The sequence below is a fragment of the Metabacillus arenae genome (assembly GCF_014773385.1).
GTDB lineage: Bacteria > Bacillota > Bacilli > Bacillales > Bacillaceae > Metabacillus_D > Metabacillus_D arenae.
On sequence record NZ_JACXAI010000052.1, the window covers coordinates 1 to 25,483 of the forward strand.

Below are 25,483 nucleotides of genomic sequence, written 5' to 3' on the forward strand. Positions count from 1 at the left end.
TCTGTTTGATCATGTGTTACATAGATCGTTGTCGTTTGCAGGCGCTGATGCAGCTTGGAGATTTCAGCGCGCATTTGAACGCGCAGCTTTGCATCCAAATTTGATAACGGCTCATCCATTAAGAAAACTTTTGCATCCCGAACAATGGCCCGGCCTAACGCTACACGCTGGCGTTGTCCGCCTGACAAGGCTTTTGGTTTGCGGTCTAAGTATTGTTCAAGACCAAGAATACGTGCTGCGTCTTTTACGCGGCGCTCAATTTCGTCCTTAGGAAATTTCCGAAGCTTTAAACCGAATGCCATGTTATCATATACATTCATATGCGGATAAAGTGCATAGTTCTGGAATACCATCGCGATATCACGGTCTTTCGGTGCTACATCATTCATCCGTTTACCATCAATTACGAAGTCCCCTTGAGAAATTTCCTCGAGACCTGCGATCATGCGAAGAGTAGTAGACTTCCCGCACCCTGAAGGTCCAACAAATACGATAAATTCTTTGTCATCAATATGAAGGTTAAAATCCTCGACTGCTGTTACTTTATTATCATACACCTTATAAATATGATCCAATTTTAATTCCGCCATTACTTCTCCCCCTTAGCAATTATGAAACCGCTTTAAGATGATTTGATTGTAAACGATTTCATCAGAGGGTGTAAATGTACAAGTTGCACAAAAATGGGCTAAAGCTTTTCGTGCACTTTTACAGAAGTGTTCATAGGATTCCACTAAAGCTCGTGCTGTACCTTTGTTATCATGACAAATACAGCAGCAGCCTCTTTAAAGTGTTTAATATCTACTCCACTTCGTTCAATAAATTTATCTATCCGATATTGCAAGCTGTTTCTATGCATGTATAATCGTTTTGCAGCAAGTGACACATTTAAATTACAGTCAAGATAAATAAGGATAGAATGGGTCAGTTCGTGATCTTGGATGCTTTCTAAAAATATATCGGATAAGCTATCGATTGGAAACCGTTCAGGATATATTGGAAAAAGAAATGCAATTGATTGGAAATAACTCAAGACTTTTTGTTGTTTAAAGCTCATTTTGGCAGTGGAAAAGACTTCATCTTCATATTGAAATTTAACCGAAAGACTATCATTTTTTTCGTGGAGCTGGCCGATATAAAAATAGGAGTCAACTAAAAAATCACTTGTAAACGTGTCATTAAGCTGAATGAAATTTTCCATATCTATCATCGCTGGCGCATTTTGTTCAATAAGAACAGCTTTATTGTCATTAATCCATAAAATGATTGGGTCTGAAACCAATCCAATGATGGCTTCCTCAAAGCTGTGGATGTCTTCAATCGGCTGCTTAGAAAAGAAGTAATAAAATCTTACCGCATCATTTTCTTTAGACTCAGCAGGAAGAGATCCGTTGTGAAACAGATATTGGAACCAGCTATTCTGCTGTGGACTCAAAACGTTCGAGCACTGGATGAAAAAAGGTGTAAACAATGATGTTAGAAGACCTGTTTCTTCCTTAGTCAGCCGTTTTTTATGTATCCCGAATATTTCAGACTGATCTGTTTGAAACCATTGATAATCGTCATCTGTGGGATTATTATCTATAATGAAATCTTTTTGATAATGTTTTTTGAGAATTTCCAGCATCCTGTATACTCCTTACTAGTCTTTTCTTTATTATAAAATAAAAAGACTAGGAATCCACCTAGTCTTTCTCATGGGTTAAGAAAATTTAAGTTAATTAAAGAATTAATGTATGAAAGAGAATTGTTGTTGTCTAGCAACAGCGCCCAGCCTGCCTGAGATCACAAGCCAATCTTCATAAAAAGGAAAAAACGCCTTTCTGTGAAGTTCGCCCGAATGCTTGTCGCTGAAGGACTAGCGCCCCTGAGCTTTTCTATTGTTTTGCTTGATTTGGAGGATCTTCAGTCTGAAGCTCACGGGCTTCTTCAATGTTGGTAAATTCCTCCCGCATATGAACAGATCCGCCGGACATCCCTTCATTAATCATTCGGTCAATATCCAAATAAACTTGATCTTTCCCTTCATTCTTTAAATCTTTACGTTCATTGTTCATCATTAAAACGCCTCCTTAACATGTAGTGTGTGAAGAAAGGCGTTCCTTTCATACATTAATCGTAAAATTGATACAACATTAATTCTTGGATCCCGGCAACAAGCGAATCCTCTTCTTCTTTAGAAGGAGGAGTGACCCCAGCCCCATTCAATTTGTCCATTCTTATGATAGAAACTGCCGTAGGTTAGTGTAATCCATTAAAATAAAAGGAGATCCGTCAGCCCGGTAAAATGACTAGTTTCAATAAGGTTTCCAGTGAAAAAAAGTAATCGACTTTTCCACCATTTTTTATTTGTTGAAAAGGTTGGTTTGTTTTTGTGCTTCTTTATAAAAGAAGTTATATAAATCTTTATACCTTTTAGCTTGAATGTCACCTTCGTCGAAAACCATCGGTTTGGAGTTGACCTCATAAATAAAATAGCTGCAATCGCAATCAATTCCAAGGTCAATTGAAAATTCTGCAAGCGTACCAAGATTTTCAATAAGTGTGTTCCCAACTTCATTCATAAGGTTTTGAAGCTCTATCTGTCTTATTTTCTTTTCGATTTTCTTTATAGAAGCGATTGTGCCGCCGTTTGGTACATGTGTGACAATAGAATGTCCATTACTTACCCGCAGTCCCATGCCAGCTATAGAAAATTTGTTTCCATTATTAACAGCAAGAATTCTGACATCATATTTTTTTGAGTCAATTAAATCAGATGAAATCGTCTCTTGCATCATATAACTGGAATTGTATGTAACAGACTCGATTTTCTTCCATAATGCTTCTTTTGTTAACGAAGAAGATCGCTGTCTCTTGTTTTCTATAAAATAATCATTATTTTTCTGAGTGACCTTTAAAATTCCTTTTCCTTTTGATTCATTGACAGGCTTTAAATAAAGGGAACCAAATTGATCAAGCATCGAAAAAAAACACTCACTATCCGTTAAAGGGGCTGCGTTTGGAAGGTAAGGATGGATCTTAGGATTTAAAGATAGGATTTGATGGGTCGTCCATTTGTTGAAAAAAGAGGGATTAACGATTGTGGAGTGCTTTTTTAGTATCTGTAGCTTTTCTTTAAACTGCTCAGACTCTTCTTCGTCTCTAGTTGGTACACGGTTATAGACAACATGGGGGATGGGAACAGTCACCTTCGCCCACTGTCCCTTTGCAAATGAATAAATAAAGCCATTCATCATATTTTCCATCGTAAAAACGAAGCACAAGCCGCCTTTCAACTGGATTTGCTTTTGTAAATTCTTAAAAGAAACAGCTTCCCCGTGAAACAACTTGTTTTTTTTACTTACTCCTGCGAGAATGCCAATAATCGGAAAAGGCTGCTCCGCGGTCATTGCCACATTTCCTCTGGTGATTTTATCGTTTTCTCGGTGAGGTATAGAGCATATTCAAGTGACAGCTTCTTTGTCAAATGATCTTCATTTTTCAATTGAGGGTGTGAAAATATAGATCTTCCTGGCTTTGAGTTGGCTTCGAATATCCAAACCTGTCCGTTTAAGTCAATTCCTAGATCAAACCCTATCTCACCAATATATCCATCTACATGGCTGTCAATCGCTTCACTTAATAGGATCGCAGCTTTTGTTAATCGATCCATTGCGGACAGTCTATCACGCTGATCCTCAAAAATTTCATCAAGAGTTTTTACGGTGCCTCCACTTTTTAGATGTGTAGTTACACTTCCTTTTCCTGCTACTTTTCCGGCAAGAGCAGCAATTTTCCATTGGCCATCCTGATTTTTATTGGCATGCAATCTGAAATCAACTGGCTGGTTGTTGTTTATCCTAAGGAGGCGGATTCCTTGCTGAATGAGATAATCCTCAAGCTTCCGATTTTTAAAGGAGTGCTTAAAAAAATGTTCAAGTGAAGAATACTTCCGTAAGCGATTCTGATGGTTATCATCTCTGTGCCGGCTATAATACACTTCTTCCTCGCGCGAGTAGATTAGTTTGAAAACACCAAGACCAAGGCTGCCGTTTGCCGGCTTTAAATAGACCGATTTGTAAGTTGCGAGCATTTGTTCAATTTGATCATAAGTGGGTGACAAATGGGTTTCGGGAAGATACCTGTTTACTGATTCATCCTTTGACAACAGTTGATGAATATCCCATTTGTTAAAGAATCCTGGATTAAACCATGGAATAGAATAGTCTTTTTGTAATCTTTCTTTGACTCGTTTTATTGCTGTATGGTTTTCTGTTTTACGGTTTGGTAAGCGGTCATATACAACATTAGGAAAAGGCACTACAACCTTTTTCCAACCGCCTTCTCGGTATATGTAACCACTTATTTTTCCAAGGTCCCAATCAATATGATGAGCCCCAAATAAAAACACAAATCCGCCTGTGCTTGAATCCATTGCCATCAATTTTGCGAACAAAAGAGAGCGTTCTCCAACAGGACGAAGAAGAGACTGAGTAAATCCAGCTGTAAAGATTCCAACCAAAGGGCCGAGATAAAGGGTATCTTCACTAAAAATAAGATGAGTCTTGCCTAGATACGGAATCTTTAGCTCTTTAATGAGGTCTTCACTTAAGATAATTGTCTGTTTTAATGAAGGCTCGAATGTAAATTGACAAGGTACATTTAACGTTCCGAAAGCAAGATGAGACAAATTTTGATGCTGAAAACGGGATGGCAAAATGACTGTGTTCCAGGCTTTTGCAGAAAGCTCGATGGAATAAATGACTGACATGAACGATCAACTCCTTATATCCTTTGTTTCCTGTTTATCGGCTAAGTACCGGCAATATTTTAATGGCGCCTCATAAATTTCATCCTTTTGCTTATGCGCTTCATTTTTTAAAATAATTTGTCTCCCTGGTTTTGAATTAATATCCAGCAGCCATATACAGGAATCATCGGATACTCCAATATCAATACCAAGCTCGAATAGGGAAGGGAACGTTTTATCCAGATAAGGGGGAAGCTCCTCTAGAATGGTTTTAATTTCATCCTCGAATACGACTTTTTGAAAAGGGGTTAACGTGGCAGCCCAATCTTGATAGGAAATGTATTCACCACCGCTTGCAAGGTTTGATAAAAAGCTGCCTTTATATCCTCTTCGCACACCATCGCCTTTAAAAGTCCATTTACCATGCTCATTTTTTTGCAGCAGATATCTAATATCAAATGGGTAACCACTAGAATCCTTCAGCTGAAGTAACGGCTGAACTAAATAAGATTGCTTTTGCATGAGGGAATGACAAAATGACTCTAGTTCCTTTAAGGAGTAAAAAGATTTTGTTTGTTTGTTTTTACCGTGATGATAAGTGAGGTCCACTTTCTTGCTGTAAAGCTCCAATAGTATAATTCCTCTTCCTCCAGATCCGTTAAGGGGCTTTAATACACATTTCTCCTGTTTTCTTAAATAGTCAATGATTTGAATGCTGTTTGCTATTTTCTCTGTTGGAGGAAGGTAAGCTGAAAGGGTTGAATGTTTTTTTATTGCTTCATAAACCTCCCCTTTATTTGGCAGCCCCATGCCGAGAAACGTTATATTGGGATTGCTTTTTAGCCATTGAACGATCGGCCTGCTTTTGGGAGAAAGTGAGTTATTTTGATAAAAACAGCGGTCATAAATAAAGCTTGGCAGCTCTGTTTTTTTAATGACCCATTGATCCTTGGAACTGTCATATAGCCTTCCTTCAATAGATAGGGATGCTGGTTCAATGTCTGTAGGACAAAAACGAATAATTTTAATGCCGAAATCTGCCGCTCGCTTAGCCAGCTTTGTAGCATAAATGATTTCATGCTCAGCCTGCACAGTTAAAAAACCTAAAGTTATCATTGTATCAATCCTCCTTATGATCGATTGCGCTTATGCAAACAGAAAGTATAAGAGTATTAAATTATTAATGAGTTAATAAGGGTATCTTTGTTATATCTATGCGCCTGAACCGTTTCTTAAGATCTTTAAGGCGATTGGCTCAAAAATATTTTACTTGGTTCGAAAAAAGAAAGTTTCGATCATAAAGGAGCTTACACAGCGAAATTTCATTCAAATCATTCAGCCTTTGGCTCATTCATTAAAGAAACAGGGCCAAAAAAGTCGAGAACAGAAAACCAAAATCCAAGAAACAGCTATAAACAAGGAAATTAACTCAAATTACCTTTCATTAGGAGGGGAGTGGCGCAAATATAAATTGAACAAAGAAAGTTTTCGAAAGCAGAAGGACCGGCAGCCTCCCTAATATTATCTTACGTTTAATAACCGGATAAATGATAACAGTAGTCAAGAACAGATTTGGCTGATGGGCGGATTTTTCCGCTGCTATCCTCTACTGTTTCTTTAGATGGCTTCGTATTAACCTCCAATATCCAAGGGTGTCCGTTGTGATCAAGTGCCATATCAATTCCAAATTCACCGAAAAGTCCTTCTGTATGGCTGGATAATAAATTTGCTGTTTCTAGTGATAATTCATGAATCATTTTTTTTGTATGCAAGGCTTCTTTCCTTCCGAGGAATGATTCTAAAGCTTCCTTTGTTGATAAAAGCTTTCCGCCTCTGGCTAAGTTTGCAACAAATTGCTGTTCACCTGAAAGACGAGCAACTGATGATGACAGCCTCCATTTTTGCTGATCCGATTTATGACATAGAATCCGAAAGTCTACTGGCCGATTGTCAATTGTAAAAAGGGGGATGGCTTCTTGCATGATAAAGGGTTCTTTTTTAAGCTTTGGATAAAGACTTTTAAACAAGTTTGCAAACGAATCATAATGATTTACTAACTGCCCGGAAAATGTTGTGTAATCAAGCATGAAGCCATCATTTTGTCTGCACACTTTGAATATTCGTTTTCCTTGACTGCCATTAACTGGTTTAATAAATAAATGATGATGCTTACCTATAAACTTTTCCAGCTCATTTTTGTTTGTTAATAGCTCTGTATAAGGCAGATATGGGAAAAGGTGGTCATGGCGGGCAAGCATTTGGTGAACTTCCCATTTGTTAAGAAATCGATGGTTAAAATATGGAATTTTCTCTTCTATGAGATCTGTTGTGATATCGAGAAAGAGAGAGGTGCTTTCATTTTTTCGATTGTGCAGACGGTTGTGAACGACATCTGGGAAGGGAACCGTTTTTTTGGACCAATTTTGTTCTTCATAAACAAATCCTTCGATTTCTTTTGTTTTGTAGTCAACAAGCGAAAAAACATAGAAAAAAAATCCTTTTGACTCACATAATCTGGCTATTTCTTCACTAAATTGCTGGATGCTCCCAAATATATTTGGTTTTGTCTGATTTACTTCTGTCAATATGGCTATAACCGGTCCGAGAATCAACATATTTTGGGAGGGATCAAATTTGACTAGAATCTTTATTTCATTTATATCTAGTCGAAGCTCTTTCAAAACGTTAGGATGTATACGAATAAAGAATGAGTCTTCTTTAATAAATACGATATTGACATCTGTACTATACCTTCCTATTGAAAGTTTCGTTTTTCTGTGAAATCTCGACCAAGAAAGCTTTTCTTTTAGTGATTCACTCATTTCAATGGTATGCTCAATCGTATGAGTATATTTAATAAGATCAATTTTCTGAATAAGCATAAAAATCCTCGTCTCTATTTGCTCGTCTTGCTCCGAAGCACTATAATGACTTCTAGGCAGATGTTGTTATTGCATCGTATGAAGACGTTTTAAATAAGGTGAGGACCCTTTAGAAAGGTAGATGGAAATGAATTGGTTTGTAACGATAGTTTTTATGGTTGTAATTGGAGCCGCAATAGGAGGAATCACGAATCACCTGGCAATTAAAATGCTTTTTCGTCCCTATAAGCCAATTTATATAGGGGGAAAAAGAGTGCCGTTTACTCCTGGTCTTATTCCTAGGCGTAGAGAAGAGCTTGCCGAGCAGTTAGGTAAAACCGTTGTTAATCATCTGCTCACACCAGAGGGCATTCGAAATAAACTGCGCAACCAGTTTTTTAAATCTCAAATATTGGAATGGAGTCTCCTTGAGCTTGAAAAATGGGTATCTTCTGATAAGACGATTTTAGAAATTGCCGAGAAAAACGAAATTGCCAATTTGGATGAACGACTTGAAAAACAATTTGGAAACATCTTCGATACAAAGGTCCAAACTTTTCTAGAAGAGAATCGCACTAAGCAGTTTCATGATCTGCTGCCGGAGAAGTTCAGAAATGAATTAGATGCAAAGATCCCGATAATCTCCAGATTCATAGTCGAGCGGGCGATAGAGTATTTCGAAAGTCTTGAAGGAAGGCGAAAGCTCAGAAAAATGATTGATGATTTTTTAGAGACAAGAGGAATGCTTGGAAATATGGTGCAAATGTTTCTAGGGAACAGCAGTCTCTTTGAGAAGGTACAGCCTGAGGTTATTAAGTTTTTAAACAATCAAGAGACTGAACGACTGCTACGAGAACTGATTGAAAAAGAATGGATCAAGCTTCAGGATAAAAAAGTCGCTGACCTTGAAGAAATAATACGCCTTCAGGAATGGCTGCCAACAGTTAGACAAGCCGTAATAAAACAGCTTGATATAAAGGGAGCCTTAAGTAAACCCATTTCCAAGTATTTAAAAAAGTATGAGCAGCAATTAAGAGAAGTAATCGTTCCTAAAGCGGTCGATAAGATTCTGCTTTATTTAGAAGGAAAACTTGAATTTTTATTTTCAAAAATGAATTTGGATGAGGTCGTCAAGGAGCAGGTAGAGTCATTCCCTGTCGCACGATTAGAAGAGATTGTTCTTGGAATTTCCAAACGTGAGTTTAAAATGATTACGTATTTAGGTGCCTTGCTTGGCGGCTTAATCGGTGCGGTGCAAGGAATAATCGTTTTGCTCTTATAACAAGCTCAAATAAAACGTTTAGCGTATAAAATGAAATTTTATGAATAGTTTGTTATAGTGGTTAAGGATCGATAAGTACATTCCATTTTTTGAAAGGAGGCCATCATATGTCAGTGAATTTATATGATGTTGCATACAATTTAGAAAAATCTCTTCGCGAAAGTAATGAATATCAAGAGTTGAAAAGATTGTATGATGAAGTAAATGCAGACGAATCAGCAAAAAGAATGTTCGATAATTTCCGGGACATTCAATTAAATTTACAACAAAAACAAATGGCTGGCGAGGAAATTACGCAAGAGGAAGTTGAACAGGCGCAAAAGTCAGTCGCTCTTGTTCAGCAGCATGATAAAATTGGTAAGCTCATGGAAGCTGAACAACGGATGAGCATGATTGTCGGCGAGCTCAATAAAATCATTATGAAGCCATTGGAAGAATTATACGGAAATGTAGAATAGCAAAAAAGCTGGTTCAGAAGAGTTTTCTGGATCAGCTTTTTTAATGGCTTCAGAAAATTTAAGTAGATTAAAGTATTAGCGCATTAAAGTTAGTTATCATTGTCCAGAGCAGGCGGACAAGACCTCCTAGTACCGGCATGCATAAGGCCGTGACATTTTTGCCGGCCATGCGCCATCTGCCCTTAGGTCATAAGCCAATCCGTCAAAAAGGTTAAAGAAAAAACTTTCTGCCAACTCGTCTGATGTCCGAATGCTTGTCGCCGAAGGTCTAATAAGCGCCTTGTGTGTTTTTCGTTAATGTGATTGACAAAATGACAGTGTGTCCAACACAACAATCAGAGGTATGAACCTCATGGCTTGCAAGAGGGAACAGTTGTCGGTAAAAGACGGGATGAAAGCTGAAACTGACCAAATGAATTCTTTGGGTAAATGGAGTTCTAAACTAGACAAGAAGGGCATATCCTCCTACAAAGTGAACTTCTATCGGGTGTATTAAAAGCACAGTTTGTGACAATGAATCAATATAAAGCGGGGTTACAATCCGATAGAACGATCAAGAATTGACATCTGTAGAAGGAGGCCCCTAAGCGTGATCTATCGTCTATTAGCAATCAACATCGATGGTACTTTGTTACGTTCAAATGGACGTATGCAGCCTGCGACAAAAGAGGCAATTGAATTTGTGAAAAAAAAAGATGTATATGTAACTTTATTTACGAACCGTCATTATCAATCAGCAAAAAAAATTGCAAAAGCCCTTAAACTGAATACACTCCTCATCACTCACAGCGGTGCATTTGTGGCAGATAATGTGGAACTTCCATTTTATAATAAAAGAATTCGCGAAGAACGCACATTTAACATTGTGCATATTTTAGAACAATTTGATTGTAATGTTCGAATTGTTCATGAACGCTATTCGATTGGGAATCGCAAAAAGGTTAATACGAATCTTGTCGGGAAAACGCTTGTTCACCCTTCTGATCCCCTTTTTTATCCTGTACAATTTGTTGAATCTCTTTCTGATTTTCTCCGAGATGAACCAGTAGAGGCAACAAAAATAGAAGTCTTTTTTTCAAATCACGAAGAAAAGAAGAAGGTAAAGCAAACAATTGTTAATGCTTTTGAGGGAATAGATATACTTGACCCACAAGAGCAGCGGTTGATTATTGTTCTTGAAGGTGTTTCAAAAGCAAACAGTCTGCGGTACCTAGGAAAACATTTAGGTATTAAAACAAATGAAATGGTCGTTATTGGCGATTCTTATGATGACAAAGAAGCTATAGAGCAAGCAGGTCTTGGTGTAGCCATGGGCAATGCCCCATTTGAATTAAAACGAGCTGCGGATTGGGTAACACGGACAAACGACGAAAACGGGGTAGCCTATATGATAAAAGAACACTTCAGAATGCAGCAAAGACCTGGATTCTTAGCAGTATATAAAGGAAACAAATGATAAAATGAATTTTTCTAAGAAATTTTGTTTGAAATAAAATTGACTTTTTGGGAAACCCGGTTTGGAGAATGGTCTGAACTGGGTTTTTCTTTTTAATCGATAGATAGGATATAGAAACTGAGTGTTCCCTAGATGAGCATGGCTGAACTTAAGTAAAAAGAGTTTGAACTCCTTCATAGAAACGAGAAAGTTGTTCAAAGAAAGTCTGATCTCTTGCATGGAAATGGAGAAGTCGAGCATAGAATCACGAAAGTCGTGCAAAGAGCCGACCTCGTGCATATAAGTGAAAAGTCGAGCATAAAAAGGCAGAACATGTGCATAGAGAACTGAAACTCATTATGCAAACGTTCCATTTCATGTGCCACTGATATTGACCTTATCCTCCTTCTTTAATAAACTTAAAGAAGTTTTGAATATAAAATTAAAGGTGATTTAAGTGCGAATTTATATAAAAGGGGTTGCAGATGAAAGGTTTCATCGGCCGCTCCAGCTTATTGCGAATTTGTTTTTTGAAGAGACGGAAATTTTCTTTGATTCTGCCGCAGATCGAGATCTTTTAATCGATTTCATCATTGACTATAACGAGGTAGATGTAAAGGTGATTGGTAAACTTCAAGATAATGAAGTGAAGATAGAGAAAGAGCATGAACGTCAATTTTCTGGGATCACAACTGAAAAAGAGCAATTCAGACAGGTGAAAAATGTATTTTCCTATGTGTATTTAACGCTCCTCCAGCAGTACACGGGTATCACCCAAAAATGGGGAATCCTTACCGGGGTTCGACCGACAAAGCTGCTTCATAAAAAGCTTCAGCAAGGAATATCAAAGGAGCAGGCTCATGCTCAATTACGAAAAGATTATTTAATTACAGATGAAAAAATTGAGCTTATGCAAAAAATTGTTGAACAGCAGCTTAATATAGTTCCGGATTTATATGATCTTCAAAAAGAGGTCAGTATTTATATCGGAATCCCATTTTGTCCAACAAAGTGTGCCTACTGTACCTTTCCCGCTTACGCCATTAATGGCAAACAAGGAAAAGTGGATTCTTTTCTTGGCGGACTACATTATGAAATGCGGGAGATTGGCCGCTGGCTAAAGGACAAAGATATTAAAATTACAACGGTCTATTATGGAGGCGGTACTCCAACTAGCATTACAGCAGAAGAGATGGACATGCTTTATGATGAAATGTATGCTTCCTTTCCAGATGTGAAAAATATCCGTGAAATAACGGTGGAGGCCGGCCGGCCTGATACGATTTCTCCTGAAAAGCTTGATGTTTTAAAAAAATGGAATATTGACCGGATTAGTATTAATCCCCAGTCTTATATTCAAGAAACGTTAAAAGCTATTGGACGGCATCATACAGTGGAAGAAACAATCGAAAAATATCATCTCGCCCGTGAAAAAGGCATGAACAACATAAATATGGACTTAATCATCGGCCTTCCAGGTGAAGGAGTAGAAGAATTTCAATACACGCTTTCTGAAACGGAAAATCTGATGCCAGAATCCTTGACCGTTCATACACTTTCCTTTAAACGTGCTTCGGAAATGACAAGAAATAAACTAAAATATAAAGTAGCATCCCGCGAGGAAATTAGTTCTATGATGGATGAGGCGGTAAAATGGACATCAAAACATAACTATGAACCCTATTACCTTTATCGACAAAAGAACATCCTCGGAAATTTAGAAAATGTCGGCTACTCCAAAAAGGGCCAGGAAAGTATTTATAACATCATGATTATGGAGGAACAGCAAACAATCATTGGACTTGGCTGTGGTGCAGCAAGTAAATTTATCAATCCAGAAACAGGAAAGATAACACATTTCGCAAATCCAAAGGATCCCAAAACATATAATGACAGCTTCGAGCAGTATACTACTGAAAAAATTAATATTTTAGAGGAGCTTTTCTTTAGTCATTGTAAATAATACTTGCCCCTATCATTAGCTGAATTAGATTTAAAAAAGTTGTTTATAATCAACTCTGATCGTTTAAATAAAAATTTAATCAAAATCCTGTATTAATTTATGCAGGATTTTTCTTTTGACCTTAACTTCTGAATCATAGGCGCCATCTTAATTAAGAAGGCGTCTTTTTGTATTAGGTCATTTTAAAGATTAACATGCAAATAAACCTGCATATATATGCAGGAAATGTCGGATCGCTACATACAATTCCTGTTTGTTATCCCTCCGGTGTTGACCCCATTTTTTATAAAGAAAAAAGGTTTTTTTACTTAAGTGAGGAATTGTTATTATAGAAAACTTCATAATGATGAAAAACAGCAATCACCTTTGTTGCAGTGTTATTTGATTTTGCTTTTTTAGATGAGGTATATCATGAAAGCGTTTACTTTGGAGGGGTTGCCATGTATTCAACAATTGGAAAAGTATTTGATTTAACGGTAGAAAAATTTCCGCATAAGGAAGCTGTGTATGATGCAACAAAACAGGTCCGTTTCAGTTACTTTGAATGGCAGCAGGAAGTAAATAAACTAGCAAATGCTTTTGTAGAAGCAGGCGTTAGAAAAGGGGACCGTATTTCTACGTACCTTTTTAATACAATTGAGCTTGCGACAGCTTACTTTGCCAGTGCAAAAATTGGTGCGGTAATCAATCCGATTAATTTCCGATTAAAGGAAGAGGAAGTGGCATATATTTTAAAAGATGCCGCCCCTAAAATTGTCTTATTTGAAAAAACGTTAGAATCAACCATTACAGAGATCCATCAAGGGTTTTCGGAAATATCATTTTGGTATGTTGATATGGAAACACCAGATTATGCATTGAACTATTATGATCAAATTCAGGACTCCACATCTGTTCCGATCGAAATAGATGTTACTGATTCTGATCCATACGCCATTATGTATACGAGCGGAACAACAGGAAGACCAAAAGGAGTCATCCATCGCCATCGGGATATGATTGAGCAAAGCTATATGTGTATCTCCGCTAAACGGCTGACAAAGAATGATAGAGGCTTAGTGGCTGCCCCGATGTTTCATTGTGCTGAACTGCATTGCTGTTTTCTTCCGCGGGTTCATGTTGGCGCAAATAATGTAATTATTCATCATTTTGAACCAAAACAAGTCCTTCAAATAATTGAGGATGAAAATATAACAGTGATGTTCGGTGCACCAACAATGTGGAATATGATTTTGCAAGAAAAACTTGACCACTACAACATTTCAAGCTTGCGTGTAGGCTTATATGGTGCGGCTCCAATGGCTCCTGTATTAGTCAAAGAATGTAAGGAAAGACTCGGAATTCCTCTAATCCAAGCGTATGGAATGACAGAAATGGGACCGGCTATTACCTTTTTAGAGGAGGATGAGCAATTAATCAAAGCTGGGTCGGCGGGAAAACCTGGTCTTGGCCATCTTATCCGTGTAGTAAAACCAAACGAAACGGGTCCATCTGAACCAAATGACGTATTAAAACCTTATCAGGTTGGCGAAATTATTGTTCAAGGTCCATGTATGATGGAAGGATACTTTAATAGACCTGAAGAAACAGAGAAGTCTATGTATAAAGGCTGGTACCATTCAGGTGATTTAGGTTATTTCGATGAAGATGGGTATTTATATATTGCTGACCGTGTGGATGATATGGTAATCAGCGGCGGTGAAAACGTCTATCCCAGGGAAGTAGAAGATGTCTTATATGAACATGATGGTGTTCTAGATGTCGCGGTATTAGGGGAGCCTGATGAAAAATGGGGTGAGCGGGTCATTGCATTTGTTGTGAGAAAACGGGAAGATTTATCAGAACAGGAATTAGACAAATTTTGCAAAAACAATAATAAACTAGCAGCCTATAAACGTCCAAGAAAATATATTTTCGTAGAATCACTTCCTCGTAATGCAAGCGGAAAGATACAGAAGTTCCTGCTTCGTAAGGAGCTTGAGCAAAATACAAACGCATAAGAAGGTGGGCATTCTATGAAACCATCCTATTTACAGGAAGAGCATCTCTTGTTTCGAAATGCTCTCCGGAAGTTTTTAGAAAAAGAAGCTCGCCCTCATTATGATGGTTGGGAAAAGAATGGTTTAATTCCTAAAGATTTTTGGGTGAAGCTTGGAGAGCAAGGTTTTCTTTGTCCATGGATTGAGGAAAAGTATGGAGGATAAGGAGCAGGTTTTGGTTATTCGGTCATCATTAGTGAAGAACTGGAAAGAATCTGCACAAGTCTAATTGGAGTGAGTCTCCATAATGATATTGTTGTCTCATACCTTGATTCTTATGGCATTGAATACCAAAAGAGAAGGTGGCTTCCTAAATGTTTAACAGGAGAAATAATCACTGCTATTGCCATGACCGAGCCAGGGGCAGGGTCAGATTTAGCTGGCATACAAACGACCGCAATTAAAAATGGAGACTATTATTTATTGAACGGACAAAAAACCTTTATTACAAATGGGATTCAATCCGATTTGATAGTGGTCGTTTGTAAAACAGACCTAAAGGCTGTAATGAAATAATGAAAACGATTATTGCGAAGAATATGGGACTATAATTCAGGAGGTTCATAATGGCATTTCAAACCATCACTGTCCTTGGAGCAGGAACAATGGGAAGCGGGATTGCACAGTCGTTCGCATCCAGCGGCAAACAAGTAAAGCTTTATGATATTAATGAACAAGCATTGCAAAAAGGGATGGTCTCGATTGAAAAGAGTCTGTCCCGCTTTGTAAGAGCCGGTCATTTAACAGAAACCCAGTCAAAAACCACAATGAAGCAAATTCAAACAACTATAGACTTAAAAGAAGCAGTTTCTGAAACAGATTTTATTATTGAAGCAGTCCCTGAAAATTTGGAGCTGAAAAAGAATCTGTTTATCCAACTGGATGAACTGGCCAAGCCTGAAATTATCCTGGCAACCAACACGTCAGAATTAAGTGTAACCGCCATTGGGGCTGTAACGAAGCGTCCCGATAAAGTTGTCGGAATGCACTGGTTTAACCCTGCACCTGTCATGAAGCTGATTGAAATTATAAGAGCTGTCGACACATCCGAAGCAACGATATCGGCTATTAAACATATTTCAGAAGAAATCGGAAAAGAAGTGGTAATCGTCAAGGATTCTCAAGGGTTTGTAACAACACGGGTTCTTGCTGCCCATATGCTAGAATCTATCAGAATGTATGAAGAAAACATTGCAAGCAGAGAGGATATTGATAAAGCCGTCAGACTTGGATTAAATTATCCGATGGGACCTCTTCAATTAGCCGATCTGATAGGGCTGGATACAATGCTGTTTGTTAGTGAGGGATTGTCGGCTGCATATGGAGATAGATTTTTAGCTCCACAAACTCTTCGGAAGCTTGTAGAAGCAGGTCATCTCGGCAAAAAGACAGGCAAGGGATTCTATGACTATCGTTCCTAAAGGAAGGTGAACGACGAGTGACAAGAGAAGTCGTTATTTTAGATGGAGTGCGTACAGCTGTAGGAAGGAGAAATGGTGTTTTTCGGGAAGCTCATCCAGTCCACCTTGCGGCAGCCGTGTTAGATGAAGTAACCAGGAGAAGCGGTGTATCGAAAAAACTAATAGAAGACATTGTGATAGGGTGTGTGTCTCCTATTGCCGAACAAGGTTTAAATATTGGGAGATTGGCAGCTTTAGAAGCAGGATTTCCAGTAGAAGTACCAGCTGTTCAAATTAACCGGATGTGCGGATCAGGGCAGCAAGCAATTCATTTTGCCTGTCAGGAAATCCGTTCAGGGGATATGGACATTACGATTGCTGCTGGTGTTGAAAGCATGACGAAAGTTCCGATTTTAAGTGATGGAAATGATCAAACGATACCCGATAGTTTAAAAGAAAAATATGAGTTCATCCATCAAGGCCTCTCCGCTGAATTAATTGCTGAAAAGTATGGGATCAGCAGGGAAGATATGGACAAATTTGCATTTGAAAGCCATACAAAAGCAATAATGGCCCAAAAGGAAGGGAGATTCGAAAAAGAAATTCTCCCTTTTAACGGATTAGATAAAGAAGGAAATCAGGCCCTGGTGAGGCAAGATGAAGGTCCACGAATGGATACCTCACTCGATGCCCTAGCTTCTCTAAAAACAGTGTTTAAAGAAAAAGGCAGTATTACTGCTGGAAATGCAAGTCAAATGAGTGACGGAGCTGCAGCGATGATTTTAATGGAAAGAACACGAGCAGAAGAGATGGGGCTGAAGCCAAAAGCAAAGATCCTTCATCAAGTTGTCGTAGGGTCAGATCCAACCTTGATGCTGGACGGGGTCATTCCTGCAACCAAAAAAGTATTAACCAAAAGCAGAATGTCGATTAAAGATATTGATTTATTTGAAATCAACGAAGCATTTGTACCGGTTGTTCTTGCATGGCAAAAGGAATTGGGTGCACCATTGGAAAAAGTAAATGTAAATGGTGGTGCCGTTTCATTAGGACATCCTCTTGGAGCAACTGGAGTCAAGCTGATGACATCCCTCATAAACGAATTGGAAAGAAGAAATGGAAAATATGGTTTATTAACGATATGTATCGGGCATGGAATGTCAACAGCTTGTATTGTGGAACGATTGTAGGAATGCTTCCACTTTCAGGCTGTAAGGTTTCAGAAAAGGCGGGAAACTTCATCTATCAATAGGATCTGAAATCCCATTTTGTCTAATCGAATATTATTTTGTGAAAAGGTATTTATAGGAAACGATTTTAATAAAGGGGATGAAAAACGTGGAAACAGTTCAGTTTCAAGTAAAGGAAAGGGTAGCAACGATTCAATTAAATCGGCCGGAAGTATTAAATGCAATGGACGAGCAACTATTAAAAGAATTCTTGGCTACGCTTAAGGAAGTAAGGCGGAGTGAAGCTGATATTGTGGTCATATCGGGAAGTGGAAGGGGTTTTTCTGCAGGAGGAGATATAAAGTCAATGTTAAGCTCGTTAAATCAAGATCAATTTGAGGAAATCATGGAGACTATTTCCGAATTAGTGTATACGCTTTATTCATTACCGAAAATTACAATTAGTGCCGTACATGGTCCAGCTGCAGGACTTGGTTTCAGTATAGCCTTAGCGTGTGATTACCTTGTTGCACATGCACAATCTAAACTTGTGATGAATTTTATTGGGATTGGCCTCATTCCTGATGGAGGAGGGCATTATTTTCTCGACAAACGATTAGGTGAAGTGAAAGCCAAGCAATTAATCTGGAGCGGAAAGCCGTTAAATGGTGAAGAAGCTTATGAGCTCGGTCTCGTTGATGAATTGATAACTGATGAAGATTTTCAGACTGCAGTTGAAAAAAAGGCAGCTGATCTGTTAAAGCAGCCAATTAAAGCCATAATTGAAACGAAAAAGATCTATACAGACCTAAATTGCAGTCAATTAAAGCAAATTCTAGCTCTTGAAAAGGAAAGTCAATTTTACATGCGGCAAACGGCAGATCACCAAGAAGGAGTCAAAGCCTTTATGGATAAAAGGGAGCCGCAATTTAACGGAAAATAAAGAGCAGCTGGGGTTTCTTAGTCCTCCCTCATGTTCAGTCCGAGGACTAACGTCTGTAATTGACAAGCAAACTCCCGCCTAGTATCTTATGTTTCTCTGAAGATACTAAGCGGGGTTTTTACTGTCCTCTTTAAGATCTGGGTAAAATGCTCTCATTTTTTGCCTGATTTCTACATTAAAGCCCTCTATTATCGATGGAAAAGGACAAGCTTCCCGGCAGAAGACACACATCGATGAGTAGAGTTAAGCAAACTCTTCTCTGTCAATTTAGCTTCACCTATTCCTTTTGCTTCCTGATCACTAGAAGCTTCAAAGCTCTCGTTTAATAGTGTTTCCCCGTTTTTATCAAAAGCTGTTAAGTAGTAAGTACTCATATATTTTGTCCCCCTCCCTATGTGTATAAAGAATATTATTCTGATCTATTAGGAAAACTCCTGCTTATTTTGACGAATTTCTAAAGGGTATGACTAGGCCGGAATCCAAGCAGATAGGTTCGAATCCCTAACCAATACAACTTTTACACACGAATAGGAGGCGGGACGAAATCTAAATTATCCCCCGAAAATTAAAGTGATCGGTCCTCCTCATAGAAAAGCTCCTCTTTTATTATATAATCTACAAAATTGGGCAGAAATGATAGAACGTGCATTCGCTTTTTGTGGTAGAATAGGACTAAGATCAAGATTGGAAGGGAGAATTTATGAAAGCAATTAAATTCATCCATGCGGCAGATTTACATATTGATAGTCCTTTTATTGGGCTTAAGCATTTACCAGAGCAGTTATTTGAACGCATGATTGAGAGTACATTTTATGCGTTTTCCAATCTTATTCAGCTTGCTATTGAGGAGCAGGTTGATTTTCTGCTGCTAGCAGGTGATTTGTTTGATGGAGAGGATCGAAGCTTAAAGGCACAGCTGCGGATCAAGCAAGAGTTTGAGAGGTTAAACCAGCATAATATTCCCGTTTTTCTCACTCATGGAAACCATGATCACTTTGGCGGTACTTGGATGGATTTGTCTTGGCCTGAAAATGTCCACGTATTTTCACATAAGCAAGTGGAACAGGTCGTTTATGTACATCCAGTTCATGGGTCAAAAGTGAATCTTTATGGATATAGCTATCCAAGCAGGGCGGTTTATGAGAATGTAACGGAACAATTTCCAAAGGCTGAGGGAGCTGATTTCCATATTGGCCTTCTTCATGGATCAGTTGATGGGAACAGCAATCATGCTCCCTATTGCCCATTCCGCACGGCAGAACTTCTTAATAAAGGGTTTGACTACTGGGCACTTGGCCACATTCATAAGCGGCAAATACTGAATTCGTATAATCCGCCCATTTTGTATTCGGGTAATTTACAAGGGAGACATACCAAGGAAACTGGTGAGAAAGGCTGTTTTTTAGTGACTTTATCAAAAGAAGAAACCACTTATATCTTTCAACCGCTCCAGGATGTTATTTGGATTGACTATAAGGTTTCTATCGATGAAAAGATGAGTTTTAATCAACTTTTTTCATCTCTTCAGGAAGAGTTAAACCGCATCCAAACAAAATATGAGCGAGCTGTCGTGATGATCAATTTGGCCGGGAAAAGTGAAATGTATCATGATCTTCAAAAGGAAGAGACGGTCCAGGATCTGATAGAGGTTTTGAATGAACGACAGCTTAATGGAAATCGCTTTGTTTGGATCGCCAGACTCATCAATAATTTGAGACCATTAACAGAGAAAGCCTCTGTTTTCTCAAACTCTTCTTTTATTAAAGATCTGCAAGCAACAATCACTCGCTACGATGGTTACCCGGAAGCATTAAGTCCGCTTATAAAGCACCCGGTTTATCGAAAGCATTTTGGGATAGACAGTCAAGAAGATTATGAGAAATGGTTAAATGAGGCAGAGGAGCTGTTATTTTCTGAATTACAAAAGGAAGGGAATCGGAGGTGACAAAAGATGAGAATTGAAGAGCTCCATATTTATGGCTACGGCAAATTTTCCAACCAAAGAATCACCCTGGATTCCAAAGATATTCAAGTATTCTATGGGCCAAATGAAGCAGGAAAGTCAACGATTATGTCCTTTATTGAGAGTATCCTGTTTGGATTTCCTACAAAACAGCAGCAAGAAAGAAGATTTGAACCGAAGCTGGGGCAGTCATACGGTGGTGCGGTGTACTTATACACTAAAACGAACGGCAAGGTGAAGGTTGAAAGGACACCTGGGAAAGCAAAGGGAAACGTCACAATATATTTGGAGAACGGGGAAGAGAAGGATGAGCATTTTTTAAATGAGCTTCTTCAAGGATTGGACAAATCCATGTTCCGAGCTATTTACAGCTTCGATATTCACGGTCTGCAGCACGTTCATAAATTAAACGGCGATCAAATTGGGAAGTATTTATTCTTTTCAAGTATTTTTGGTTCAGATGCTCTTTTTAAAATGAAAGGGGATTTAGAGAAGCGCCAAGAGGAACTATTTAAACCAACCGGCAAAAATCCGGAGCTCAATCAATCTCTACTTAAACTAAAGAAAACATATGAGCAGCTAACCGCTGCCAAACAAATGGTAAACGAGTATGAGAAGCTGCTTCAGGAAAAAGAGGAAGTTCATATCCAAATCACTAATAGTGAAAAGGAGCTAAAAGTGCTTCAAAGAGAAGAAAATCGGGTCCAAAAACTTAAGCTTGTACACCCTATCCAATTAGAAATCAATGAAATTCAACTCGAAATTAAGCATCAACCAGATTTATCCTATTTTCCTGTAGACGGATTGTCAAGACTTGATAAGCTGGAAAGCCTGCTTCATCCTTTAAAGGCACAAATCCATTCTTTAGCGCAAAAAATGAAAAGGCTGCAAACGGAATTAGACGGTATTGAATATATTTCATTCTCAAAGGAAGAGGTCCAATCAATTAAACACTTCCTTTCAAATGAAGCTGTTTATCGGAAAGAAGTGATAGAGACAGAAAAAATAAAAAATCAAATAGAATCCTTGTTAAACCATATCCGGAGTGAAAAGTCGGAACTTTATCCTTACCTTGATCATGCGGAAATTTTAGATCTCCCAACAGATATTGCCATGAAGGAGGCAATAAGGGATTCGGCTAACATGTATAGGGATTGTATGCAGAAAAAAAATGAGCTTGACTCACAATTTGAACATGTTAAAACAGATCTCGAGGATATTGAGTGGAAAGTAAGGGATCTGGAATCAAAGCTTATTTCCAAGGAAGAACGCAAAAAGCTGGAAGCAAAAGTAAACAACCTGGGGATAGGGGATAGTCAATTAAATGCAAAGCAGCTGAAAGAAGAACATACCCAGCTGGGGGAGCAAATTCAGTTCATGAAACAGCAAGGAAAGGAAAAGAAAAAACAAGTTGAATTAATCATGGTTTTATTATCAGTTCTTCTTATAGGAGCTTCTATCTGGGCCGGAATCCAAACGGATTGGCTGTTGCTATCAGCATTTGTTGCCACATTTGTCCTTGGTATAGTTGGGATGAAGAAGAGCAACTCCCAGGATTTATATTTAGAACAGATGATTAAAAAAGAAAAGCAAGTCAGTGATCAATTGCTGAACTTACAAAAAATAGGCCAAACGAAGGAATACAATGAAGTTCACGATATTAAAAATACGCTTTGGAAAGATGATCAATTAAACCAAATGCTTCAAATTTCCACCCTTGAGCTAAAACAAAAAGAAAGAGCGTACAATCATATTATTTCACAATTTGAAAGCTGGGAACAAAAACATCATAATCTGCTGGAAAAGACAGAAAGACTTCTTGCCGGCCTTAAATTAGAACCTTCGTTAACACCGGCCAGTTTATATGATTCATTTGATAGAGTAATCAGTTTAAAAAATAAATTGACAGAATTAGAAGGCTTGAATAATAATCTTCATCAGCTGGATAGCCGCCTAAAAATGTTTGAAGAGAATGTATGGAGCTTGGCAGAAGGCTATAGCCTTGGTTCAGAGAATTTCGGTGAAACAATTGCTAATCTAAAGGAAGCGCTGGAACTAATGGAGCAGGCTGAAGGGCGGAAACGGTATTTGGATGAAGAATGTTCGGAAACAGCCGAACAGCTGCGCGTATTACAGGATGAACAAAATTATATCCAAAACCAAATACAAAATATGATGAATAAGGCCAAAGCAGAATCAATCGAGCAATTCAGATTACATGGAAAAGAAGCAGCAAAGAGAATTGAATTGGAAGTTAAACTGAAGTGGTTAACAAATAAGATCAATCAAACCTTGCAGGGAGAGAAGGTATATTCGACTGATGGAAGCTTTGAAGAAAAACTCAATTACTTGCAGAATAAGATTCAAAACCTTCAAGAAGAGTTAAAGGAAAAACAGGAAAGAAAAACATATATAGAGGTCCAGTTAGACGAAATAGAAAAATCAGGACTTTATTCTACCCTCAGACATCAATATGAACAAGAAAAACAAATCGTTAAAGAACAAGCTGAGAAATGGGGAGTGCTTTCTATTACCAAAGATCTCTTGTTAAAAACCATTGACTATCATCGTCAAGTTCGCCTGCCTAATCTTGTAAAGGAGGCAAGCCTCTTTCTAAAAGAATTAACAGGAGGAGAGTATCAGCAAATCTATCTGCCGGAAACAGAGGAAAATATTATAGCTGAAAGAATGGATGGGATTAGGTTTTATGGACAGGAGCTGAGCCAGGCTACTTCAGAGCAATTATATGTGGCTCTTCGCCTAGCTCTTGCATGCACTTTAGATCATGATCAAATAATGCCGCTAGTGATTGATGACAGCTTTGTGAATTTTGATAAAACCCGAACAAATCATATGGTTAAGCTTTTGGAAAAACTTTCAGTGGACAGGCAAATAATCTTCTTTACATGTCACGAACATCTAATACAATTATTCAATAAAAAGAAGGTTTTAAGTATGGAGCTGATACCAGTAGAACCATCTGTAAACATTCAATAGAAATCGAGATTTATACTAAGTAACCCCCAAATCTCTGCATGGTTGGGTGAGAATTATTTGGGGGTTTTAGTTTTCTTATTCAGGATTTTTTACTAATTTGGATGTCGCAGTCTTTAACTTATTTGCTCCACAATGTATTTTTAAATGGTGAAATTTTTTCCTTTGTTGCTTTTGCAAAATCAGTTTTTTTATTTTTTAATTCTTTCTTAGCTAGGTGTCCTAAAACTTTTTTGAGTTTTTCCGGTTTAGCCAAATAGCCAATTGATGCTCCGACAAGAGCTCCTGCAAACGTTCTTTTAACAGGTCCTCCTGAAACCATATTTTTAACTTGTTTCCTTATATTTATCATGATTTTTCCCTCCGTTATTCCATTAAACTTCTTCAAGAAAGCACATTATCAAGAATTCGCACTCGTATCCTAAACAGGATTCCTCTTTTCTAAAATATAAACCTGTGATATATGACTATTGATCTTTTTCCCGATTGTTGTTTTCTTAAATCATCCATACCTAATACATTTTTGGGTCTTACTTAATGATAATTATTAATCATGTTTTGGATGCTTAGATAACCTGTTGCAAGGGGGAGAGTGGTATATCTAATAAAACGGTGAGATAATTAAAGTACATATAACTTTTGTACTGTAATTAGATGTGGAATTTTTTTCATTCTTCCTGTAGAATGAAAACCACTGAGCTATTGAAAGGAAGCGCTTAAATGGGAAATCAACTGAATGAGGGCAAGGTGTTTTCCACCCCATTATTTTTGTTAAGCTTTAATTTATTTATTATTATGGTTGGGATTGGATTAGTCATTCCAATTTTGCCCTTCTATGTAGAGGCGTTTGGAGCAGACGCATCTGTGCTTGGAATACTAGTTGCCATTTTTGCTTTTATGCAATTTATTTTTGCGCCGATTTGGGGGCGGATGTCCGACCGTATCGGTAGAAAGCCGCTAATAACAATTGGATTGTTTGGTTTTGCCATAGCAGAGTTTATTTTTGCTTTTGCGTCAGGGCTATGGATGCTGTTTTTGTCAAGGGTACTAGCAGGCACGTTTGGTGCAGCGTTAATGCCATCCGCGATGGCCTATGTTTCAGATGTGACGGCTCCTGAAAAACGCGGACATGGTATGGGATTTTTAGGTGCTGCCATGGGACTCGGAATAGTCGTCGGTCCTGGCATTGGGGGATGGCTAGCAGAATTTGATTTATCCTATCCGTTTTTATTTGCAGGAATTGCCGCAGCTTTAGCAGGGATCGTCTCCATTTTAATTCTTCCAGAATCACTATCACCAGAATTAAAGGAAAAGCTTGCAGAGGAAAATAAAGTGAAGGACGGCCAATTTTCATTAATGAAAAAAGCCTTGAAAAGTGAAGTTGGCTTTCTCTTAATTTTAGTGTTTTTAATGAGCTTCGGATTGGCAAATTTTCAAGCGATCTTTGGTTATTATTCGTTAGAACGGTATAATTATGGACCTCAGGAAGTCGGAATTATCATTCTAAGCGTAGGTCTTATAGGTACGGTTATTCAAGGGGGAGTAGTAGGGCGTTTAGTTGAGAAATTTGGAGATGAAAAAATTGTGCTTACCTCTCTATTTATAAGCTCTTCTGGCTTTATCTTTATGATTCTTGCAAATTCATATGCAACCGTTCTACTCACAACAGGAGTATTTTTCATCGGAAATTCAATGCTTAGGCCTTCCTTAAACACTTTTATCTCAAAAAAGGCGGGGGCCAGGCAAGGCATGATAATGGGATTAAATAATTCTTTTTTGAGCTTAGGAAATGTAGCAGGACCCATATTAGCCGGGTACATGTTTGAATACAATATTCATTTCCCATATGCATTTGGAGCTTTTGTCATGCTTCTTGGTTTTATCTTAACTAAAGCTTGGCTTCAAAAAAAACAGCGCTATACTTCAGCTTCTTAGAACATCTGTTATACAGAGAACGTGTATACTTCATGGTAAACACTCAGTAAATTTAATGTGTGTCTTTTGTTCATATTTCAATGTTTTTTCTTTATCGTATCATCACCATACGCTTATCCCCAATGTGTGATTCTAAATGACTAAAAAAAGTGGTTGCCGTTTGAATTTTATATGGTTTCATATAAGAATCTGGCAGTGTTTAAAGGTGAATTAATAATAAGCGTAGAGATAAGGAAGCTTCTAGTAAACTACTAGAAGAAATTCCTTATGATGCCCCAATGCGCTGTTTTCGTTCGATTCTGGTCCACG

At 38.0% G+C, this 25,483-nt stretch carries 20 protein-coding genes and 1 pseudogene; 12 read left to right on the plus strand and 9 right to left on the minus strand.

Features of this window, described 5'->3' with window-relative positions; genetic code table 11:
* The 7 genes from IC621_RS24550 to IC621_RS24580 all read right to left on the minus strand — a co-directional run.
* Window positions 1-590 (minus strand): ABC transporter ATP-binding protein (locus tag IC621_RS24550; RefSeq protein ID WP_191162450.1); only part of this gene is annotated, 590 nt, incomplete at its 3' end.
* A gap of 143 nt (window positions 591-733) precedes the next feature.
* Window positions 734-1,627: a helix-turn-helix domain-containing protein gene (locus IC621_RS24555; RefSeq protein ID WP_191162452.1), complete on the minus strand. Its 894-nt coding sequence runs from the start codon at window positions 1,625-1,627 to the stop codon at window positions 734-736.
* Window positions 1,628-1,877: 250 nt separating this feature from the next.
* Window positions 1,878-2,057 carry a hypothetical protein gene (locus tag IC621_RS24560; RefSeq protein ID WP_191162499.1) on the minus strand — a complete coding sequence of 60 codons (180 nt, stop codon included), beginning with the start codon at window positions 2,055-2,057 and terminating at the stop codon, window positions 1,878-1,880.
* A 288-nt stretch (window positions 2,058-2,345) separates the two neighbouring features.
* On the minus strand, window positions 2,346-3,392 hold the full coding sequence (locus tag IC621_RS24565; protein WP_191162454.1) for a YheC/YheD family endospore coat-associated protein: 1,047 nt from the start codon (window positions 3,390-3,392) through the stop codon (window positions 2,346-2,348).
* Window positions 3,389-4,753, minus strand: a complete 1,365-nt coding sequence (locus IC621_RS24570; RefSeq protein WP_191162456.1) for a YheC/YheD family endospore coat-associated protein — start codon at window positions 4,751-4,753, stop codon at window positions 3,389-3,391. The genes IC621_RS24565 and IC621_RS24570 overlap by 4 nt, the downstream gene beginning before the upstream one ends.
* A gap of 6 nt (window positions 4,754-4,759) precedes the next feature.
* Window positions 4,760-5,848, minus strand: coding sequence for a YheC/YheD family endospore coat-associated protein (locus IC621_RS24575; RefSeq protein ID WP_191162458.1), 1,089 nt, complete (start codon window positions 5,846-5,848; stop codon window positions 4,760-4,762).
* A 416-nt stretch (window positions 5,849-6,264) separates the two neighbouring features.
* Entirely contained in the window at window positions 6,265-7,614 is a 1,350-nt protein-coding gene (locus IC621_RS24580; protein ID WP_191162460.1) for a YheC/YheD family endospore coat-associated protein, read from the minus strand.
* Between the two features lie 127 nt (window positions 7,615-7,741).
* Between IC621_RS24580 and IC621_RS24585 the strand changes: the two genes are divergently transcribed.
* From IC621_RS24585 to IC621_RS24625, 9 genes and pseudogenes are all read left to right on the plus strand, one after another.
* Window positions 7,742-8,875 carry a DUF445 domain-containing protein gene (locus IC621_RS24585; protein WP_191162462.1) on the plus strand — a complete coding sequence of 378 codons (1,134 nt, stop codon included), beginning with the start codon at window positions 7,742-7,744 and terminating at the stop codon, window positions 8,873-8,875.
* A gap of 107 nt (window positions 8,876-8,982) precedes the next feature.
* Window positions 8,983-9,333: a YlbF family regulator gene (locus tag IC621_RS24590; protein WP_191162465.1), complete on the plus strand. Its 351-nt coding sequence runs from the start codon at window positions 8,983-8,985 to the stop codon at window positions 9,331-9,333.
* Window positions 9,334-9,922: 589 nt separating this feature from the next.
* Window positions 9,923-10,789: a Cof-type HAD-IIB family hydrolase gene (locus IC621_RS24595; protein ID WP_191162467.1), complete on the plus strand. Its 867-nt coding sequence runs from the start codon at window positions 9,923-9,925 to the stop codon at window positions 10,787-10,789.
* A 436-nt stretch (window positions 10,790-11,225) separates the two neighbouring features.
* Window positions 11,226-12,731: a coproporphyrinogen III oxidase gene (locus tag IC621_RS24600; RefSeq protein WP_191162469.1), complete on the plus strand. Its 1,506-nt coding sequence runs from the start codon at window positions 11,226-11,228 to the stop codon at window positions 12,729-12,731.
* A 440-nt stretch (window positions 12,732-13,171) separates the two neighbouring features.
* Complete coding sequence (locus tag IC621_RS24605; protein WP_191162471.1) at window positions 13,172-14,731, plus strand: fatty acid--CoA ligase; 1,560 nt, start codon at window positions 13,172-13,174, stop codon at window positions 14,729-14,731.
* A gap of 15 nt (window positions 14,732-14,746) precedes the next feature.
* Window positions 14,747-15,274: pseudogene (locus IC621_RS24610) on the plus strand (acyl-CoA dehydrogenase family protein); the annotation flags it as partial.
* Between the two features lie 62 nt (window positions 15,275-15,336).
* Complete coding sequence (locus IC621_RS24615) at window positions 15,337-16,191, plus strand: 3-hydroxyacyl-CoA dehydrogenase family protein (RefSeq protein WP_191162473.1); 855 nt, start codon at window positions 15,337-15,339, stop codon at window positions 16,189-16,191.
* Window positions 16,192-16,208: 17 nt separating this feature from the next.
* Window positions 16,209-17,360, plus strand: a complete 1,152-nt coding sequence (locus IC621_RS24620) for a thiolase family protein (protein ID WP_191162475.1) — start codon at window positions 16,209-16,211, stop codon at window positions 17,358-17,360.
* A 130-nt stretch (window positions 17,361-17,490) separates the two neighbouring features.
* Window positions 17,491-18,282, plus strand: coding sequence for an enoyl-CoA hydratase (locus IC621_RS24625; RefSeq protein WP_396653123.1), 792 nt, complete (start codon window positions 17,491-17,493; stop codon window positions 18,280-18,282).
* 188 nt (window positions 18,283-18,470) lie between these two features.
* Here IC621_RS24625 and IC621_RS24630 read toward each other — a convergent pair whose 3' ends face one another.
* Window positions 18,471-18,656 carry a YhzD family protein gene (locus IC621_RS24630; RefSeq protein ID WP_191162478.1) on the minus strand — a complete coding sequence of 62 codons (186 nt, stop codon included), beginning with the start codon at window positions 18,654-18,656 and terminating at the stop codon, window positions 18,471-18,473.
* 326 nt (window positions 18,657-18,982) lie between these two features.
* On the opposite strand from IC621_RS24630, the gene IC621_RS24635 reads away from it, so the two are divergent.
* Window positions 18,983-20,227, plus strand: a complete 1,245-nt coding sequence (locus IC621_RS24635; protein WP_191162480.1) for a metallophosphoesterase family protein — start codon at window positions 18,983-18,985, stop codon at window positions 20,225-20,227.
* A 6-nt stretch (window positions 20,228-20,233) separates the two neighbouring features.
* Window positions 20,234-23,242 (plus strand): ATP-binding protein, encoded by a 3,009-nt coding sequence (locus IC621_RS24640; RefSeq protein ID WP_191162482.1) that lies wholly within the window; start codon window positions 20,234-20,236, stop codon window positions 23,240-23,242.
* Window positions 23,243-23,360: 118 nt separating this feature from the next.
* On the opposite strand, the gene IC621_RS24645 is transcribed toward IC621_RS24640, so the two are convergent.
* Window positions 23,361-23,591, minus strand: coding sequence for a hypothetical protein (locus IC621_RS24645; RefSeq protein ID WP_191162484.1), 231 nt, complete (start codon window positions 23,589-23,591; stop codon window positions 23,361-23,363).
* Window positions 23,592-23,959: 368 nt separating this feature from the next.
* Here IC621_RS24645 and IC621_RS24650 point away from each other — a divergent pair, with 368 nt between their 5' ends.
* Window positions 23,960-25,174 (plus strand): MFS transporter, encoded by a 1,215-nt coding sequence (locus IC621_RS24650; protein WP_191162487.1) that lies wholly within the window; start codon window positions 23,960-23,962, stop codon window positions 25,172-25,174.
* The last annotated feature ends 309 nt before the right edge of the window (window positions 25,175-25,483 follow it).

Excerpts from the sequence above, each read along its gene's own strand:
- IC621_RS24555 (WP_191162452.1), bottom strand. The coding sequence starts at position 1,627 with ATGCTGGAAATTCTCAAAAAACATTATCAAAAAGATTTCATTATAGAT.
- IC621_RS24560 (WP_191162499.1), bottom strand. The coding sequence starts at position 2,057 with ATGAACAATGAACGTAAAGATTTAAAGAATGAAGGGAAAGATCAAGTT.
- IC621_RS24565 (WP_191162454.1), bottom strand. The coding sequence starts at position 3,392 with ATGACCGCGGAGCAGCCTTTTCCGATTATTGGCATTCTCGCAGGAGTA.
- IC621_RS24570 (WP_191162456.1), bottom strand. The coding sequence starts at position 4,753 with ATGTCAGTCATTTATTCCATCGAGCTTTCTGCAAAAGCCTGGAACACA.
- IC621_RS24575 (WP_191162458.1), bottom strand. The coding sequence starts at position 5,848 with ATGATAACTTTAGGTTTTTTAACTGTGCAGGCTGAGCATGAAATCATT.
- IC621_RS24580 (WP_191162460.1), bottom strand. The coding sequence starts at position 7,614 with ATGCTTATTCAGAAAATTGATCTTATTAAATATACTCATACGATTGAG.
- IC621_RS24585 (WP_191162462.1), top strand. The coding sequence starts at position 7,742 with ATGAATTGGTTTGTAACGATAGTTTTTATGGTTGTAATTGGAGCCGCA.
- IC621_RS24590 (WP_191162465.1), top strand. The coding sequence starts at position 8,983 with ATGTCAGTGAATTTATATGATGTTGCATACAATTTAGAAAAATCTCTT.
- IC621_RS24605 (WP_191162471.1), top strand. The coding sequence starts at position 13,172 with ATGTATTCAACAATTGGAAAAGTATTTGATTTAACGGTAGAAAAATTT.
- IC621_RS24615 (WP_191162473.1), top strand. The coding sequence starts at position 15,337 with ATGGCATTTCAAACCATCACTGTCCTTGGAGCAGGAACAATGGGAAGC.
- IC621_RS24630 (WP_191162478.1), bottom strand. The coding sequence starts at position 18,656 with ATGAGTACTTACTACTTAACAGCTTTTGATAAAAACGGGGAAACACTA.
- IC621_RS24635 (WP_191162480.1), top strand. The coding sequence starts at position 18,983 with ATGAAAGCAATTAAATTCATCCATGCGGCAGATTTACATATTGATAGT.
- IC621_RS24640 (WP_191162482.1), top strand. The coding sequence starts at position 20,234 with ATGAGAATTGAAGAGCTCCATATTTATGGCTACGGCAAATTTTCCAAC.
- IC621_RS24645 (WP_191162484.1), bottom strand. The coding sequence starts at position 23,591 with ATGATAAATATAAGGAAACAAGTTAAAAATATGGTTTCAGGAGGACCT.
- IC621_RS24650 (WP_191162487.1), top strand. The coding sequence starts at position 23,960 with ATGGGAAATCAACTGAATGAGGGCAAGGTGTTTTCCACCCCATTATTT.